17 protein-coding genes and 1 other annotated feature are annotated in these 17,288 nt (G+C 50.2%); of the genes, 13 read left to right on the top strand and 4 right to left on the bottom strand.

Features of this window, described 5'->3' with window-relative positions; translation table 11 throughout:
• Positions 1 to 6: 6 nt before the first annotated feature.
• From GMA8713_RS01470 to GMA8713_RS01455, 4 genes are all read right to left on the bottom strand, one after another.
• Positions 7 to 1,107 carry a polyamine ABC transporter substrate-binding protein gene (locus tag GMA8713_RS01470; RefSeq protein WP_062705024.1) on the bottom strand — a complete coding sequence of 367 codons (1,101 nt, stop codon included), beginning with the start codon at positions 1,105 to 1,107 and terminating at the stop codon, positions 7 to 9.
• Between the two features lie 155 nt (positions 1,108 to 1,262).
• Positions 1,263 to 2,651 carry an aspartate aminotransferase family protein gene (locus tag GMA8713_RS01465; RefSeq protein ID WP_062705023.1) on the bottom strand — a complete coding sequence of 463 codons (1,389 nt, stop codon included), beginning with the start codon at positions 2,649 to 2,651 and terminating at the stop codon, positions 1,263 to 1,265.
• Between the two features lie 95 nt (positions 2,652 to 2,746).
• Positions 2,747 to 4,093: a glutamine synthetase family protein gene (locus GMA8713_RS01460; protein WP_062705021.1), complete on the bottom strand. Its 1,347-nt coding sequence runs from the start codon at positions 4,091 to 4,093 to the stop codon at positions 2,747 to 2,749.
• The gene (locus tag GMA8713_RS01455) at positions 4,080 to 4,859 is read right to left on the bottom strand and encodes a gamma-glutamyl-gamma-aminobutyrate hydrolase family protein (RefSeq protein ID WP_062705018.1); all 780 of its coding nucleotides are present in this window, start codon (positions 4,857 to 4,859) and stop codon (positions 4,080 to 4,082) included. The genes GMA8713_RS01460 and GMA8713_RS01455 overlap by 14 nt, the downstream gene beginning before the upstream one ends.
• Positions 4,860 to 5,172: 313 nt before the next feature.
• On the opposite strand from GMA8713_RS01455, the gene GMA8713_RS01450 reads away from it, so the two are divergent.
• The 13 genes from GMA8713_RS01450 to pseC all read left to right on the top strand — a co-directional run bounded on the left by GMA8713_RS01450 (position 5,173) and on the right by pseC (position 17,287).
• Positions 5,173 to 6,582 (top strand): glutamine synthetase family protein, encoded by a 1,410-nt coding sequence (locus tag GMA8713_RS01450; protein ID WP_232314309.1) that lies wholly within the window; start codon positions 5,173 to 5,175, stop codon positions 6,580 to 6,582.
• 115 nt (positions 6,583 to 6,697) lie between these two features.
• Positions 6,698 to 7,174 carry a YchJ family metal-binding protein gene (locus GMA8713_RS01445; protein WP_062705014.1) on the top strand — a complete coding sequence of 159 codons (477 nt, stop codon included), beginning with the start codon at positions 6,698 to 6,700 and terminating at the stop codon, positions 7,172 to 7,174.
• Between the two features lie 62 nt (positions 7,175 to 7,236).
• A complete protein-coding gene (locus tag GMA8713_RS01440) occupies positions 7,237 to 7,422 on the top strand; it encodes a hypothetical protein (RefSeq protein ID WP_062705012.1) in 186 nt (61 codons plus the stop codon).
• A 276-nt stretch (positions 7,423 to 7,698) separates the two neighbouring features.
• Positions 7,699 to 7,838, top strand: a sequence feature (His leader region).
• A gap of 78 nt (positions 7,839 to 7,916) precedes the next feature.
• A complete protein-coding gene (gene hisG / locus GMA8713_RS01435) occupies positions 7,917 to 8,813 on the top strand; it encodes an ATP phosphoribosyltransferase (protein WP_002542155.1) in 897 nt (298 codons plus the stop codon).
• Between the two features lie 3 nt (positions 8,814 to 8,816).
• The gene (gene hisD / locus GMA8713_RS01430; RefSeq protein ID WP_062662597.1) at positions 8,817 to 10,112 is read left to right on the top strand and encodes a histidinol dehydrogenase; all 1,296 of its coding nucleotides are present in this window, start codon (positions 8,817 to 8,819) and stop codon (positions 10,110 to 10,112) included.
• 19 nt (positions 10,113 to 10,131) lie between these two features.
• Positions 10,132 to 11,172 (top strand): histidinol-phosphate transaminase, encoded by a 1,041-nt coding sequence (hisC, locus tag GMA8713_RS01425; RefSeq protein WP_157515450.1) that lies wholly within the window; start codon positions 10,132 to 10,134, stop codon positions 11,170 to 11,172.
• Between the two features lie 24 nt (positions 11,173 to 11,196).
• On the top strand, positions 11,197 to 12,264 hold the full coding sequence (gene hisB, locus GMA8713_RS01420) for a bifunctional histidinol-phosphatase/imidazoleglycerol-phosphate dehydratase HisB (protein WP_046305804.1): 1,068 nt from the start codon (positions 11,197 to 11,199) through the stop codon (positions 12,262 to 12,264).
• Positions 12,264 to 12,866, top strand: a complete 603-nt coding sequence (gene hisH, locus GMA8713_RS01415) for an imidazole glycerol phosphate synthase subunit HisH (protein WP_062662602.1) — start codon at positions 12,264 to 12,266, stop codon at positions 12,864 to 12,866. Before hisB ends, hisH begins: the two co-directional genes overlap by 1 nt.
• Before the next feature lie 6 nt (positions 12,867 to 12,872).
• The gene (hisA, locus tag GMA8713_RS01410) at positions 12,873 to 13,610 is read left to right on the top strand and encodes a 1-(5-phosphoribosyl)-5-[(5-phosphoribosylamino)methylideneamino]imidazole-4-carboxamide isomerase (RefSeq protein WP_062705008.1); all 738 of its coding nucleotides are present in this window, start codon (positions 12,873 to 12,875) and stop codon (positions 13,608 to 13,610) included.
• Positions 13,592 to 14,365, top strand: coding sequence for an imidazole glycerol phosphate synthase subunit HisF (gene hisF / locus GMA8713_RS01405; RefSeq protein WP_062705006.1), 774 nt, complete (start codon positions 13,592 to 13,594; stop codon positions 14,363 to 14,365). The genes hisA and hisF overlap by 19 nt, the downstream gene beginning before the upstream one ends.
• Positions 14,362 to 14,994, top strand: coding sequence for a bifunctional phosphoribosyl-AMP cyclohydrolase/phosphoribosyl-ATP diphosphatase HisIE (gene hisIE / locus GMA8713_RS01400; RefSeq protein ID WP_046305797.1), 633 nt, complete (start codon positions 14,362 to 14,364; stop codon positions 14,992 to 14,994). The genes hisF and hisIE overlap by 4 nt, the downstream gene beginning before the upstream one ends.
• Positions 14,995 to 15,146: 152 nt before the next feature.
• Entirely contained in the window at positions 15,147 to 16,142 is a 996-nt protein-coding gene (gene pseB / locus GMA8713_RS01395; RefSeq protein ID WP_062705004.1) for a UDP-N-acetylglucosamine 4,6-dehydratase (inverting), read from the top strand.
• Positions 16,139 to 17,287, top strand: a complete 1,149-nt coding sequence (pseC, locus tag GMA8713_RS01390) for a UDP-4-amino-4,6-dideoxy-N-acetyl-beta-L-altrosamine transaminase (RefSeq protein ID WP_062705002.1) — start codon at positions 16,139 to 16,141, stop codon at positions 17,285 to 17,287. Before pseB ends, pseC begins: the two co-directional genes overlap by 4 nt.
• Position 17,288: the final 1 nt, after the last annotated feature.

Below are 17,288 nucleotides of genomic sequence, written 5' to 3'. Positions count from 1 at the left end.
AAATGTTTATTGGCCTGTTTTCATGCGTGTCCAACTGCGGTTTTTCAGACGGCTGATTTTGAGTGGAAGCACTTCGGAGACAAAGAGCTTGTTCATCACTTCCTGAGGCGGATAAATAGAAGGGTTATTTAGAACTTCTGGGTCAACCAACTTGTTTGAGGCTGGATTTGGGTTCGCATAGGCTACGTAATCAGTGATTGGCGCAATAACCTCGGGACGCATGATGTAGTTCATAAAAGCATGGGCATTTTTGGCATTTTTCGCATCAGCCGGAATCGCCATCATGTCGAACCAAAGCTGCGCGCCTTTGCTTGGAATCGAGTAGTCAATCACCTGGCCATTGCCTGCTTCTTCTGCACGATAAGCCGCCTGGAAAATATCACCGGAGAAGCCGTAAGCCAGACAAATATCGCCGTTGGCTAAATCGGTGATGTAGCGGGATGAGTGGAAGTAGGTCACGTAAGGGCGGATTTTCGCCAGCGCTTTACCCGCTTCCTTGTAATCGCCTTTATTGGTGGAGTTAGGATCTTTACCAATATATTGCAGCACCTGAGGCATCACCTCGTCGGCAGAATCTACGACTGCAATACCACAATCCTGAAGTTTAGCTGCGTATTTAGCGTCCAGCAGTAAGTCCAGCTTGTTTTCTGGGATATCATCGCCCAAACGCTCTTTTACTTTATCGACGTTGTAGCCAATGCCATTAGTGCCCCACATGTAAGGAATTGCGTATTGGTTACCCGGATCTGCCATTTCAAGGCGCTTCATTAGCTTCTGGTCCAGATTGCCACTATTGGTCAAAAGACTCTTATCCAGAGGCTGGAAAGCACCCGCTTTGATTTGCTTGGCAAGGAAGTTATTCGACGGCACGACGAGATCGTAACCTGAGTTACCGGAAAGCAGCTTAGCTTCCAGCACATCGTTGCTGTCGTAAACGTCGTAGGTGACTTTGATACCCGTTTCTTTTTCGAAGTTTTCTATCGTGTCTTCCGCGATATAGTCACTCCAATTGTAGATTCGTAGGATTTCTTCAGCCTGCAGCCCGGTTGAAACCATCAATCCTGCCAATAGCACGGCAGAAACTTTGTTGCGGATTACCATCTTCATGTTTTCTCCTTTTGGCTCGATTCCCCTCGAGCGCGTTACTACATTCCAATGTCCAAACCAGAAAAGACCTTCTGATCTTTGGCTCTGGTTTTGATGGCTTGCCGGCACTTGGGTCTCTTGTTCTTAAGTGCCAGCAGAGTTCAATTCTTTGCGGGTTAGAGCAAACCCTTGTCTGTCAGTACCTGCTGCGTGAGATCCAATGCCAGTTTGGCCTTATGGATAAGCTCGTCCACCTCAGCTCGGGTGATAACTAATGGTGGGCTGATAATCATGGTGTCGCCACAGGCACGCATCACAAGGCCATTTTCCACGCTAATATCCCGGCAGATTCCGCCGATGCCGACTTCCTCATCAAAACGTTGACGGGTTGCTTTGTCCTGAATTAGCTCAATCGCCGCCACTAAACCAACACCGCGTGCTTCACCGACCAGAGGGTGTTCAGCCAGCGTTTGCCACTGGGACTGCAGGTAAGGTCCAATATCTTCCTTCACATACTGAACCAGATTTTTCTCTTTCATCACCTTGAGGTTTTCCAGCGCCACTGCGGCTGCAACCGGGTGACCGGAATAGGTGTAACCGTGGTTAAAGTCTCCGCCTTTCTCTTCGAATGCATTGGCAATGCGGTCGCTGACAATCACACCACCCATGGGGATGTAACCGGAAGTCATGCCTTTCGCAATCGGCATAAAGTCGGGCTTGATATCAAAAGTCTGGCTACCGAACCATTCACCGGTTCGGCCAAATCCACATATCACCTCGTCCGCAATCATTAGGATGTCGTACTTCGCAAGAATACGATTAATTTCCGGCCAATAAGTCGAAGGCGGAATGACAACACCACCAGCGCCTTGAACAGGCTCAGCGATAAAGGCCGCAACCTTGTCTTCACCGATTTCCAGAATCGCTTTTTCGAGCTCTTGCGCCGCTTTCACGCCAAATTCTTCAGGCGTCAGGTCGCCCCCTTCACCAAACCAATAGGGCTGTGGAATATGGTGAATGCCCGGGATAGGAAGGCCACCCTGCTTGTGCATCGCTTTCATGCCCCCAAGGCTTGCACCCGCGACAGTAGAGCCGTGATAACCATTGTGACGGCCAATGATAGTGAATTTTTCAGGCTGGCCTTTCAGTGTCCAATAGTGTCGAACCATGCGCAGTACAGTGTCATTGGATTCAGAGCCTGACCCAGTAAAGAACACCTGGTTCATGTGATCCGGTGCGAGCTCTGCAATCTCTTTAGCCAACTCAACCACAGGTGGGTGGGCACATTGGAAGAAACTGTTGTAGTAAGGGAGCTCTAGCATTTGGCGGTGAGCTGCATCTGCAAGACGCTTTTCGCCATAACCAATATTGGTACACCAAAGCCCTGCCATACCATCAAGAATACGGTTGCCATCGCTGTCCCAGATATACACGCCCTGAGCGCGAACTATCATACGCGCTCCTTTTTCCCTCAACGTTTTATGATCGCTGAATGGATGAAGATAATGAGCGTTATCCAATGCTTGTAGCGTTTGGGTATCTGGGTGTTGTACGACGTGTGTCATTCTGACCTCCACATCCTTGAAGTTTGAAATACTGGCAACCTTTTTGGTTGTCTCCCTTGTAAAACAATGAGTAATCGAATCAGATGGGATTCACATTAAACAGTCAATAACAGGAACTCCCGCTCCCATGAGCTGATGACTCGCTTGAAGTTTTCCTGCTCTTTGCGCTTCACTGCGATATACCCACGGGCAAAGGACTCACCAAGGTATTCAGCTACCTCATCGCAGTTTTCCATCATCTCAAGCGCTGCTTCGAGTGTGTAAGGCAGTACCGGGCTCCGGATTTCATAACCACGCCCCTGTGCCGGAGGCGTCGGTTTTAGGTCTCGAACCATACCGATGTAACCGCACAACAGACTTGCAGCAATAGCAAGATAGCTGTTGGCATCTGCACCAGGCAGGCGGTTTTCAACTCGACGCGACTGTGGTGAACAGCTCGGCACACGAAGACCGCAGGTACGGTTTTCTTCACCCCACTCCACATTTACCGGTGCTGAGGTGTCTGGCAGGAATCGGCGGAACGAATTCACGTTCGGGGCGAACATAGGCAGCATTTCAGGTATGAACTGCTGAAGGCCGGCAATGTGGCCATAAAAGAGTGAAGAGCTGGTGCCATCTTCATTGGTAAACACATTCTTGCCCGTTTTGGCATCAACAATGCTCTGATGCAGATGCATTGCACTGCCCGGTTCGTCAGTAATAGGCTTAGACATGAAGGTCGCCACCACTTGATGCTTAAGCGCGGCTTCACGCAGAGTGCGTTTAAAGAGGAACACCTGATCCGCAAGAACCAAAGGGTCACCATGACGGAAATTGATTTCCATCTGAGCAACACCTTCTTCATGGATCAAGGTATCGATGACGAGTCCCTGTGTTTCACACCATTCATACATATCCTCAAACAGCGGATCGAACTCGTTCGCCGCATCGATAGAGAAGGACTGACGCCCTGTTTCCATGCGACCGGAACGGCCAATCGGCGGCTCGAGGGGTAAATCAGGGTCTTCGCAGCGTGCTGTCAGATAGAACTCCATCTCCGGTGCGACAACGGGTTTCCAGTTTTTCTCTTCATAGAGCTTCAGTACCTTTTTCAACACGTTGCGTGGTGTCAGCTCAATAGGATTCCCCATCTTGTCGAAGGTGTCATGAATGATTTGCGCAGTTTTCTCGACTGTCCATGGCAGGAGGTAGAGGGCGTCTTCATCCGGCTTACAGATAAAATCGATATCTGCTTCATCAAGCAGCGCGTAGTAGATATCATCATCTACATAGTCACCCGTCACAGTTTGCAACAAAACACTCTCTGGAAGGCGCATTTCGCCTTCATTAATGAACTTATCGACTGGCGCAATCTTCCCACGCGCAATGCCTGACAAGTCGCTGACAACGCACTCAACTTCCGTAATCTCGTTTTCTTTCAACCACTTCTTAAGCTTGTCCATATTCTTTCTCACGCTGATTCGCCCTTATTCGGCAGGCTTCCCCAAACATATCGAAGATAGCTGAATAAAAAGGATTATTCGTGACCTTCCACTCAGGATGCCACTGAACACCTAAGGCGAAATTTTTTGCATCGATGACAGAGACAGCCTCTATCAGTCCGTCCGGGGCGTACGCTTCTGGTCGCAGTCCTTTGCCTAGTCTGTCGATGCCCTGGGTATGGACAGAGTTCACGTCAGCAGAGGTGCGACCCCAAGCCTCGTAGAGAAGCCCCCCAGGTTCGATGTTAATGGTGTGAGAAATGCCGTATTGGATATCAACGGAAGCCGTTTTGTCTTCGCGGTGTTCGATGTATCCGCCCACCTCATGAAGTTTTTGATGCAGAGTGCCGCCCATGACGACATTGAGTTCCTGAAAACCACGGCATATAGCAAGTACAGGAACCCCAAACTCTATGGCTAAAGCAAGCATTGGCAAGGTGGTTGCATCGCGTGCTGGGTCGTGATCAGTACCTTCTTCGCTAGGTGCCCCCTGGTAATGATGAGGTTCGATATTGGATGGAGAGCCAGTGAACAGAATGCCATCTAATGACGCCAGCAGACGTTTCATCGGCAAGTCCTGTCCTAACGCAGGAATGACCAGAGGGCAAGCGCCCATGGCATCCGACACGCTTCTGACGTACTTGTCACCAACAATATGGAAGGGATGCAGACCAAGCTGAGAGGTACATCCTGTCACGCCAATCATTGGGATAGTTGAATACTCCATATCTTCCTCTGCATTTCTAGCCGAATCTCAAAGCAAATCACTACCTACTATCAGTATGCTATGCGTTCGTTTTTTTTCACGCTACACGTTAAAAATAAATTACGCAAGTGACACAAGCAACAAAAATGATCTATTTAATTATCATTTTATTAACATCGATAACCTTATGTTCTTTCGAAGCTTATCGTATTGATTTGCCGTAAAAACAGAGATTTTGTGAAGTGAAACGTTGTTGACATAATCAAGGCTTTACTATTCACTCAGAACTACATAACGAGGTGATTGATATAATTTACACTCAGGTAGGTGTTTCATGCGATATCAAACAGACAGGGAAATGTTTGTACCCGAAGATGCAAAGTTACCGGATTCTAACGAGGCCATTGAATTCCTTGCGAAGAATCCAGATATCGAGTTTGTCGATTTGCTCTTACTCGACATGAATGGCATCGTGCGCGGCAAGCGCGTAGAGAAGGATAAACTTCAAAAAGCCTACGAACAGGGGATTGCTCTGCCAATTTCTATTTATGGAATGAATATTAAAGGCACGCCTGTTGAAGAAACTGGGCTCGGGCTCGAAATTGGCGAATCTGACGCCATTTGCTATCCCGTGGCAGGCTCACTTACCCGACAGCCTTGGCAAAAGCGCCCTATCGCCCAGTTAATGTTGGAAATGTACGAAGACAAGGAAACACCACTCTTCGCTGACCCGCGGATGATTTTACGCCGTATCGTCCGTCAGTTTAAAGCCCGTGGTCTGACACCCGTTTCGGCATACGAGCTCGAATTCTACCTAATTGACAGTAAGACACCCGGCAGCGCTCCTCTTCCTCCTGTATCGCCGATCACTGGCAAGCGGCCTGAAAACACCCAGGTTTATTCACTCGATGAACTGGATGAATACGCAGAGCTTCTTACTCAAATCATCGAAGCCGCCCGAGAACAAGGTTTACCGGCAGATACTATTGTCGCGGAATCTGCACCCGGCCAATTTGAAATTAACCTTAAGCACACGGATGACGCCCTCGCTGCCTGTGATCATTCCATCTTACTCAAGCGTGTTATTAAGCAAGTCGCGCACGACAACGATCTCGATACCACCTTTATGGCCAAGCCCTATGCAGATCAGGCAGGCAATGGCATGCACCTTCATATCAGTCTTCTGGATGATGATGGCAACAATGTGTTCGAGCCTCAAGAAGAAGGTGACATGACCGACACGCTGCGCCACGCGCTGGGTGGTATGTTGGAACTTATGCCGCAATACCTCGCAATTATGTGTCCCAACATCAACTCATACCGCCGCTTTGCCCCAGATTTTTATGTGCCGAACGCGGCAACCTGGGGCATCGAAAACCGTACCACGGCCCTTCGTATTCCGGGGGATGTGCCGGCTGCGACGCGCATCGAACACCGTGTAGCAGGAACAGATGCCAACCCATACCTGATGATGGCAGCTTTGCTGGCATCCATCATGTATGGCCTCGACAACAAAATCGAACCTTCCGAACCTGTGGTCGGTAATGCTTACGACTTGGATAACGAGCCACTGCCTACCAACCTTCGCGATGCCTTACGTGAACTCTCAGCTTCTGAAGCCATGCGACAGTTCCTTGGTACGGACTTTGTAGACGTGTTCGTCACCTGCAAAGAAAAAGAGCTTGAAGAGTTTGAGCAGCACGTTACTGCGCTCGAATACGATTGGTACTTGCACGCCTTCTGATTTCTCGCCTTTCCCCAGACCGTTTTTATCGCGGTCTGGGTCGGCACTTCACCTTGACTCACTTCACACTCACTTGGACAATACCGCCGTTATTTATTCAACGCGGTTTCTAGCTATGACAACAGCGCTTTGCCCTTGTGGCAGCCAAAAACCTTACAGCGAATGTTGTGAGCCAATTCATCAAAATCACGCCAATGCCGACCATCCAGAAAAGCTGATGCGTTCTCGCTACTCAGCACACGTAAAGGGGCTGGTTGATTATGTGGTGAAAACCTATCATCCCTCTTGTGGCGCGGAGCAACATCGTGACGCCATTGCAGATTCGGTTAACAGCGAATGGTTGATGCTGGAAGTGCTATCAAGCTCAGTTGATCCGGGTGGAAAACAAGGTTTCATTGAATTCAAAGCCCATTACAAAGACGCTGATAAACAATATTGCCTGCACGAGAAATCTCGTTTCGTCACCGAAGTAAAGGATGGCGAGACACTTTGGTATTACATCGACGGTGAATACCCGAAGGCTGAGAAAGTCGGTCGAAACGATCCCTGCCCATGCGGCAGTGGCAAAAAGCACAAGAAGTGCTGCGGTTAAAAAAACATCAAGCCTTTTGGCTATGAGCCGATATAAAGGGGGAACAATCAAGGAGCATTAATATGACTTGGTTCCCCAACATCTCCGACTATTCACCCCAAAAAGTGAAAAATGTCGTTAAACAGGACAAAACCAAACAGCAGCAGCAAAAGCCTGCGCGTCAAAATCAGCAGGACGAAATGCAGGAAAATGATCATGCTGAGGACGAAAACAAGAAAAGTAGCGGATTGTTAGATGTTTACGTGTAACACCTTCGTATTACCACCTCTCATCCAGTCAGAAATCAATGCGCCTAATCTCAGGTATTTTTGACAATTGATGCAACAAAGTTTCTTGGTCCTACTCCACCCTTATCCTTGAATACATCTTCTTTTTTGGACGTTTAGTATTTAACCAGTATCGAATTCTCTAAACACGCAAATTTCTTGTTGCAATATTTAAAGAGTTTGTTAGTGTTGATGCCAAGCAAACGTTAAATCGTTACAGCACTTAGAGAAGAAAAATATGCAAAAATCGCTCATGACCATTCACCACCATCATCCTGACTAGTCTTTCGGGAGATGTGGTTTCGACTGGAAGACAAGGAGTAAGGTTCTTCCACCGGTCATCAAAGCGAACACAAGATTCAGACCCCCGGAAGAGAACCTTCCGGGGGTTTTTACTTTTAGGATTCAAAAAAATTGCGATGACACTTTAAGGAAACGGGAAGCCGTCATCGCGAAAAAGATACAGGGAATAGATCATGCAAACAGAACGTCTAAGAATTGCCATTCAGAAAAAAGGCCGTCTTGCAAAAGAGTGTCACGAACTACTCAAGCGCTGCGGTGTGAAAATTAACTTTTCCGGCGACCGTCTGATCGTTCACGCCGAGAATATGCCAATCGATTTATTGCTGGTGCGCGACGACGATATCCCAGGCCTCATCATGGATGGTGTGGTTGATTTAGGTGTTATCGGCGAAAACGAACTCGAAGAAGTACGTTTAGAGCGTGTCGCACTGGGCGAGCCAAACGAGTATGTGAAGCTTCGTCGTCTCGACTTTGGTGGCTGCCGCCTGTCTGTGGCTATCGATAAAGACAAAACTTACAACGGCCCACAGGATCTGGCTGGCAAGCGTATTGCCACGACTTATCCAAATATCCTCAAAGATTACCTCGACAAACAAGACGTTAAATTCAGCACTTGTATGCTCAATGGCTCTGTTGAAGTTGCGCCGCGCGCCGGTCTTGCGGATGCTATCTGTGATTTGGTTTCTACAGGTGCAACGCTGGAAGCCAACGGCCTGAAAGAGGCAGAAGTTATCTTCCGCTCGAAAGCGGTACTTATTCAGCGCATGGGTGAGTTCGACGCAGACAAAACTGCACTGATTGAACGCCTGCTGACCCGCATCAAAGGCGTGATCCAAGCAAAAGAATCAAAATACATCATGCTTCACGCGCCAAGCGAAACCTTGGAGCAAGTAGTTGAATTGCTGCCAGGCGCAGAAGACCCAACCATCCTGCCTCTTGCACATGACAAGCAACGTGTTGCGGTTCACCTTGTCAGTACCGAGAACCTGTTCTGGGAAACCATGGAAAAACTGAAGGCCTTGGGTGCGAGCTCCATTCTGGTGCTGCCAATCGAGAAGATGATGGAGTAAGCCATGAAAACAGTGGTTTGGAAATCCCTCAGTGATACACAGCAGGCGAAAGCGCTTGAGCGCCCTGCTATCTCTGAAAGTGCATCAATCACTGAAGCCGTTGAAGGCGTGATCAAACAAGTCCGCACTGGCGGTGATGCTGCGCTGAAAGCACTGACAGAGAAATTCGATAAAGTGGTACCTGAGAATATTCAGGTTTCACAAAACGAAATCGATGCGGCGGAAGCTCGTCTGGGTGAGGAAATCAAAACAGCACTCAAACAGGCTTATGACAACATCGCTTGCTTCCACAAAGCGCAAAAAGCAGAGCCACTGACGGTAGAAACTATGCCGGGTGTGGTATGTGAGCTGGTGACCCGCCCGATCAACCGCGTTGGTCTTTACATTCCGGGTGGCAGTGCGCCGCTGCCATCAACCGTATTGATGTTGGGTGTGCCTTCTCAAATCGCCGGTTGCCGCAAAGTGGTGCTTTGTTCACCACCGCCAATCGCTGATGAAATTCTTTATGTTGCCAAGCTTTGTGGCATTGACGAAGTCTACAACCTCGGTGGCGCACAGGCTGTTGCAGCCATGGCTTACGGCACAGAAACGGTAAGCAAGGTTGATAAAATTTTTGGCCCGGGTAACGCCTTCGTGACCGAAGCTAAGCGTCAGGTCAGCAATGACCACCAAGGTGCCGCGATTGATATGCCGGCTGGTCCTTCTGAAGTGCTGGTGATTGCAGATGAAGACGCTGATGCAGATTTCGTTGCCGCTGATTTGCTGAGTCAGGCTGAACACGGCCCAGATTCTCAGGTTGTGCTTGTCACACCATCGCCTGTGCTGGCAGAGAAAGTGGCTGACGCCGTCAAAGCCCAGCTAAAAGTACTGAGCCGTGCTGACATCGCAAGCCAGGCACTGGGTTCTAGCATCATCATCATCGCAGACAGTCTGACCCAGTGTGTTGCGATTTCAAACAACTACGGTCCTGAGCATTTGATTGTCCAGACCAAGAACCCACGTGAATTGCTACCACTGCTGGATAATGCAGGCTCAATTTTCCTGGGGGCATGGTCACCGGAATCTGTCGGCGATTACGCATCTGGCACCAACCACGTGCTGCCAACTTACGGCTATACGCGCACCTACTCAAGCCTTGGCCTTGCCGATTTCAGCAAGCGCATGACAGTACAAGAGTTGTCATCTGATGGCCTGCAAGCATTGGCTCCGACGGTCGTTGCAATGGCCAACGCTGAAGGTCTGGATGCGCACAGAAACGCCGTGACCCTTCGTGTTGAAAAACTCAATAACAAAAAATAATAAAGGGGAAGCAATGGACATTGAAAAATTAGCCCGTAAGGACGTTCAGGCACTGACCCCTTACATGTCCGCCCGCCGACTGGGTGGTTCTGGTGATGTTTGGCTGAATGCCAACGAATCACCATTTAACAACGAATACACCATCAACGGCGCTGGCCTGAACCGCTACAGCACCTGTCAGCCTGAAGAACTGATCCGTGCTTACGCCGACTATGCAGGTGTTCGCCCAGAGCAGGTCCTGACCTCCCGTGGCGCTGATGAAAGCATCGAGCTTCTCGTGCGTACTTTCTGCGAAGCAGGTGAAGACAGCATTCTGTTCTGCCCACCGACTTATGGCATGTATGCCATCAGCGCAGAAACAACCGGTGTTGCCCGCAAAACAGTCCCGCTGACCGATGAATGGCAATTAAACCTGCCTGAAATCGAAAAGAACCTTGATAGCGTCAAACTGGTGTTTGTGTGTAGCCCAAACAACCCGACCGGTAACCTGATTAACCGTGACGACATTGAAGCGTTGCTGGAAATGACGGCTGGCCGCGCGCTGGTAGTCATGGACGAAGCCTACATCGACTTCTGTCCAGAAGCCTCAACCGTTGACCTGCTGGTACGCTACCCGAACCTTGCGATTCTTCGTACGCTGTCAAAAGCCTTCGCTTTGGCCGGCTTGCGCTGTGGCTTCACGCTGGCGAATCAGCAGATCATTCAATTGATGACCAAAGTGATTGCGCCATATCCGGTGCCAGTGCCTGTTACTGAAATCGCGGTACAGGCGTTAAGCGAAGCAGGCCTTGCCCGCATGAAGTATCAAGTGCTGGACTTGAATGCCAACCGTGCCTATCTGCAGGCGGGTCTTGCGATGTTGCCGGACGTGGAAGTGTTTGATGGCTATGGCAACTACCTGCTGGTGAAATTCCCAGACGCTGACCTTCTGTTCTCAGCCCTTTGGGACAACGGCATTATCTTGCGCCGTTCGCCAATTGAAGGATGCATCCGAATCAGCGTGGGCAACCGCGAAGAGTGTGAAAAGACCCTGACCTTTATCCGCCAGCAACTGGCATAAAGAGCGCAACAAAAGGAATTTGTAGTGAAAGAAAAAATCCTCTTTATCGACCGCGATGGCACGCTGATTGTTGAGCCACCTGTAGATTTTCAGGTCGACCGCCTCGACAAGCTCAAGCTTGAGCCATTCGTGATCCCTGCCCTGCTGGCACTGCAAGACGCTGGCTACAAGCTGGTGATGGTGACGAACCAAGATGGTCTGGGCACTGACAGCTACCCACAAGAAGATTTCGACGCTCCACACAACATGATGATGGAGATTTTCGAATCTCAAGGCGTGAAATTTGCTGACGTTTTGATTTGCCCACACTTCGACCACGAAGATTGCAGCTGCCGCAAGCCAAAACTTGGTTTGGTTAAAGACTACCTCCAGCAAGGCCGTGTGGATTTCAAAACCTCTGCCGTGATTGGCGACCGTCAGACCGACCTGCAGCTTGCTGAAAACATGGCGATCCGCGGTATTCAATACAACCCGGAAACCATGGGCTGGCAGCAAATTCTGAAGGATTTGACCACCAACCCTCGCGTGGCAACCGTTGTTCGTACCACCAAAGAAACGGACATCCGAATCACGGTGAACTTGGACGAAACTGGCGGCAATAAGATCAGCACTGGCCTTGGTTTCTTCGACCACATGCTGGATCAAATCGCGACCCACGGTGGCTTCCGTATGGAAGTGGCGGTTGATGGCGACCTACACATCGACGATCACCACACAGTAGAAGACACGGCGCTCGCGCTGGGTCAGGCGCTGAAAGAAGCGCTGGGTGACAAACGCGGTATCGGTCGTTTCGGTTTCAGTCTGCCAATGGATGAGTGTCTTGCGCAATGTGCTCTGGATTTGTCTGGCCGTCCTTACCTCAAGTTCGAAGCGACCTTCTCTCAGGACAAGGTTGGCGACCTCTCTACAGAAATGGTCGAGCACTTCTTCCGCTCACTGACTGACACCATGGCCTGTACTCTGCACTTGTCATCAGACGGCGACAATACACACCACATCGTGGAAAGCCTGTTTAAAGCCTATGGCCGCACTTTGCGTCAGGCGATTCGCGTAGAAGGTAACGAGCTGCCAAGCAGCAAAGGGGTGCTGTAATGAGCGATGCAAAGATTGTCATCATCGACACGGGTTGTGCGAACGTCAGCTCTGTGCGTTTTGCGATTGAGCGCCTCGGTTACGATGTCACGATCAGCCGCGACCCAGATGTCGTGCTGGCAGCAGACAAACTCTTTCTTCCGGGTGTCGGCACCGCGTCCGAGGCGATGAAAAACCTGGAAGAACGCGACCTGATTTCGCTGGTACGCGAAGTAAAACAGCCTCTTCTCGGCATTTGCCTTGGTATGCAGCTTCTGGGTAAATCCTCACAGGAAGGCAAAGAGCAGGTGAACTGCCTAGGCCACGTTGATGCCGACACCAGCTTGATGGAAACCGGCGAGTTGCCACTTCCCCACATGGGTTGGAACACGGTCACCCCAGTGAACAATCACCCGCTGTTTAAAGACATTCCAGAAAACAGCTACTTCTATTTTGTTCACAGCTACGCCATGCCAGTCGGTGATTACACCATTGGTCAATGCGACTACGGCAAGCCGTTTACCGCAGCAGTGCAAAGTGGCAACTATTACGGTGTGCAATTCCACCCTGAGCGCTCAAGCAAAGCTGGTGCGCAACTGATTAAGAACTTTTTGGAGATGTAATTAAGGATGATTATTCCCGCTTTGGATTTAATCGATGGGCAGGTCGTCCGTCTCTATCAGGGTGACTACGGACAAGTTACCGAATACAAAGTTGACCCAAGCGAACAGTTCGCGATTTACCACAACGCAGGCGCAAACTGGCTGCACTTGGTAGACCTGACCGGAGCAAAAGATACCTCTGCCCGTCAGCTGCCATTGATTGAAAAACTGATTGCCAGCACACCAGCCAACATCCAAATTGGCGGTGGCGTGCGCAAAGAAAGCGACGTGGTAGAGCTGCTACGTGCCGGCGCAAAACGTGTCGTCATCGGTTCAACCGCTGTTAAGCAACCTGAACTGGTTAAAGGCTGGATGGAAAAATACGGCGCAGAGCAAATCGTGCTGGCGCTGGACATCAACATTGATGACAACGGCAACCGTATGGTCGCGGTTTCCGGCTGGCAGGAAGATTCTGGCGTGACCATCGAAGCGCTGCTGGACGATTTCCTGACGGTTGGTCTCAAGCACGTGCTGTGTACTGACATCTCTCGTGACGGCACCTTGGCAGGTTCCAACGTCGATCTATACAAAGACTTGTGTGCAGCGTACCCACAGGTTCAGTTCCAGTCTTCCGGCGGTATCGGCTCACTGGCTGACCTCGAAGCGCTGAAAGGCACAGGCGTCGCAGGCGTTATCGTCGGCCGAGCCTTGCTGGACGGCAAGTTCACTGCAGAGGAGGCATTCGCATGCTGGCAAGAAGGATAATCCCATGTCTTGATGTTCGCGATGGTCAGGTGGTGAAAGGCGTTCAGTTCCGTAACCACGAAATCATCGGCGATATCGTCCCGTTGGCCGCGCGTTACGCGGCAGAAGGCGCAGACGAACTGGTGTTTTACGATATCACCGCATCCAGTGATGGCCGTTTGGTTGACAAAAGCTGGGTCGCGCGTGTGGCAGAAGTCATCGACATTCCATTCTGTGTCGCTGGCGGCATTAAAACCGCAGAGGACGCCAAACGCATTCTGGAATTCGGTGCAGATAAAATCTCCATCAACTCACCTGCGTTGGCTAATCCAGAGCTCATTACCGAGCTTGCGGAGAAATTCGGCGTGCAATGTATCGTGGTCGGTATCGATTCCTACTACGACAAAGACACAGGCAAGTATCAGGTTTATCAGTTCACGGGTGACGAAACCCGCACCAAAGCGACCCAATGGGAAACCCGCGACTGGGTGCAGGAAGTGCAAAAGCGTGGTGCTGGTGAAATCGTGCTGAACATGATGAACCAAGATGGCGTGCGCAACGGCTACGACCTTGAGCAATTAAACATGGTCCGCGAAGTGTGTCACGTTCCACTGATTGCTTCGGGCGGCGCAGGTGAAATGGTGCACTTTGCCGAAGCCTACAAAAAAGCGAATGTTGACGGTGCATTGGCAGCGTCTGTATTCCACAAGCAGATCATCAACATTGGTGAACTGAAACAATACTTAAAACAACAAGACGTGGAGATCCGCTTATGAGCCAGACACAATCAAACGCGGCGCTCGCTGAAAGCATCGACTGGGAAAAAGTCGACGGCTTGGTACCAGCCATTGTCCAAAACTCGCAGAGCGGACAGGTTCTGATGATGGGTTACATGAATCAGGACGCGCTGGCAAAAACGCTCGATACCGAGCAAGTGACCTTTTTCTCACGCACCAAGGAGCGTCTTTGGACCAAAGGCGAAACCTCCGGTAACGTGCTGCGTCTCAAACACATTGCTGTGGACTGCGACAAAGACACCCTGCTGGTGCAAGCCGACCCAATCGGCCCAACCTGTCACCTTGGCACCGAAACCTGCTGGGGAGAAGACGACGCAAACAAACCTGCTCTGGTGTTTCTTCATCAACTGGAGCAGGTGCTGGCTTCCCGTCGAGGATCCGATCCTTCAACGTCTTATACGGCGTCCTTGTATGCCAAGGGCACCAAGCGCATTTCGCAGAAAGTGGGCGAAGAAGGCGTCGAAGTCGCGCTTGCAGCGACGTCGGGCGATAAGGAGGAGCTGATCAACGAGTCTGCAGACCTGATGTACCACTTGATGGTGCTGCTGCAAGACCAAGGCTTCTCGCTCGAAGATGTAGCAAATAAGCTGAAGGAACGTCACAAGTAAGCTTCTCAGCTAATCACAATAAAAGGCAATTTCGAAAGAGATTGTCTTTTTTTTCGTCATCCAATCACGATGTAGGCAATTTTCTCCCACCGAAATTGGCGCTATCAGTTAAAATTTCAATCAGATACTGAGACGAATGCTTAAGGATTGAAATGTTTAACGGCAAGTCGATTTTGATCACCGGTGGTACCGGATCATTTGGAAAGAAATACACCAAGACCATCCTTGCGCGTTACAAGCCTAAGCGACTCATCATTCTCTCCCGAGACGAACTCAAGCAGTTCGAAATGCAGCAAGAGTTTAATGACCCTTGCATGCGCTATTTTATCGGCGATGTACGCGATGCTGGCCGTATGATGGAAGCCATGAATGGCGTGGATTACGTCATTCATGCAGCTGCTCTCAAGCAGGTTCCTGCCGCTGAATACAACCCGATGGAATGCATCAAGACCAACGTACACGGTGCAGAAAATATCATCCGCGCCGCCATCGCTAACAAGGTCGAAAAGGTTATCGCCCTTTCTACTGACAAAGCCGCCAGCCCAAATAACCTCTACGGTGCCACCAAGCTTTGTTCAGACAAACTCTTCGTTGCAGCGAACAACATGACAGGTGGCGGACAAACCCGCTTTGCCGTTGTTCGCTATGGCAATGTAGTGGGTTCCCGTGGTTCTGTGGTGCCGTTTTTCAAAAAGCTGGTTGAAGAAGGTGCAGATTCGCTACCAATTACCCACCCTGATATGACCCGTTTTTGGATCACCTTGCAGCAAGGTGTCGACTTTGTTCTGAAGAACTTCGAGCGCATGCAAGGCGGTGAAATCTTTGTCCCGAAAATCCCATCAGTCCGCTTGATGGACCTAGCGTTCGCTTACGGTAATGGTCTGCCAGTGAAAGAGATTGGTATTCGTCCGGGCGAGAAAATGCACGAAATCATGTGCCCAAGTGATGACTCTCATCTGACGCTGGAATTTGCTGACCACTATGTGATGCGCCCAACTATCAAATTCTATGCGGCTGATTACGACTATTCGGTGAATCCTCTCGGCGAAAAAGGCGAACCTGTTGCGGCTGGTTTTGAATACCATTCAGGCAGCAACCCGGATTTTCTGAACGTCGAGCAGATCCTAGAATTTGAGCAACAAGCATGATCCCTTACGGCAAACAAAACATTAGCCAAGACGATATCGATGCCGTCGTTGACGCTTTAACGTCTGACTTCATCACTCAAGGGCCGCGCGTTACTCAGTTCGAAAACGCTGTCGCTCAAAAAGTCGGGGCGAAACATGCCGTCGCAGTTAACAGTGCGACTTCCGCGCTGCATATCGCTTGCCTGGCGCTGGAGCTTGGCAAAGGTCAGCGTTTATGGACCTCTCCCAACACCTTTGTGGCGTCAGCAAACTGCGGTTTGTATTGTGGCGCAGATGTCGACTTTGTCGATATCGACCCAGCCACCTACAACCTTTGTCCAAAGCGTTTAGCTGAGAAACTGGAACACGCAAAGCTGTCGGACACCCTGCCGCATATTGTGGTCGTGGTACATATGTGCGGCCAAAGCTGCGATATGGAAGCTATCCACCAGCTTTCTGAGCAGTATGGTTTCCACATCATCGAAGACGCCTCTCACGCCATCAGCGGCAAATATCAGGATCAGTATGTTGGCAATTGCCAATACAGCGATATCACGGTTTTCAGCTTTCACCCGGTAAAAATCATCACCACCGCAGAAGGTGGCATGGCGCTGACCAACAATCCAGCGCTCGCCAAAGCGATGGAGAATCTTCGCAGCCACGGTGTTACGCGGGATTTAGAATCTTTGGTCGACAGCAACCAAGGTGCCTGGTACTACGAGCAGCAGTCACTGGGTTTCAACTACCGCATGACGGATCTTCAAGCCGCACTGGGAACTTCTCAGCTGGCGAGACTGGATACATTTGTAGAACGCCGACAAGTACTTGCAGATCGCTACACTGAAAAGCTGTCGGCACTACCACTGACCACACCAACATTGCTTCCCGCCAGTAAATCGGCATGGCATTTGTATGTCATCCAGTTAGCGGAACCAGATTGCCGCCGCAGCGTGTTTGATGAACTTCGCGCGAAAGGCATCGGTGTACACGTGCATTACATTCCGGTTCACACCCAACCGTATTACCGCGAGTTGGGATTTGAGTGGGGACACTTCCCTGCTGCAGAAAATTATTATCAAGCTGCGCTCAGCCTGCCTCTTTACTTTGATATGACGGAAGATGAGCAGGACACAGTGATTCAGGCACTGGCTGACGCGCTGCGCTGAG

This window comes from Grimontia marina (assembly GCF_900060185.1).
GTDB lineage: Bacteria > Pseudomonadota > Gammaproteobacteria > Enterobacterales > Vibrionaceae > Enterovibrio > Enterovibrio marinus.
The sequence above is the reverse complement of the archived record's forward strand: the minus strand, read 5'-3'. Positions and strand labels throughout refer to the sequence as shown.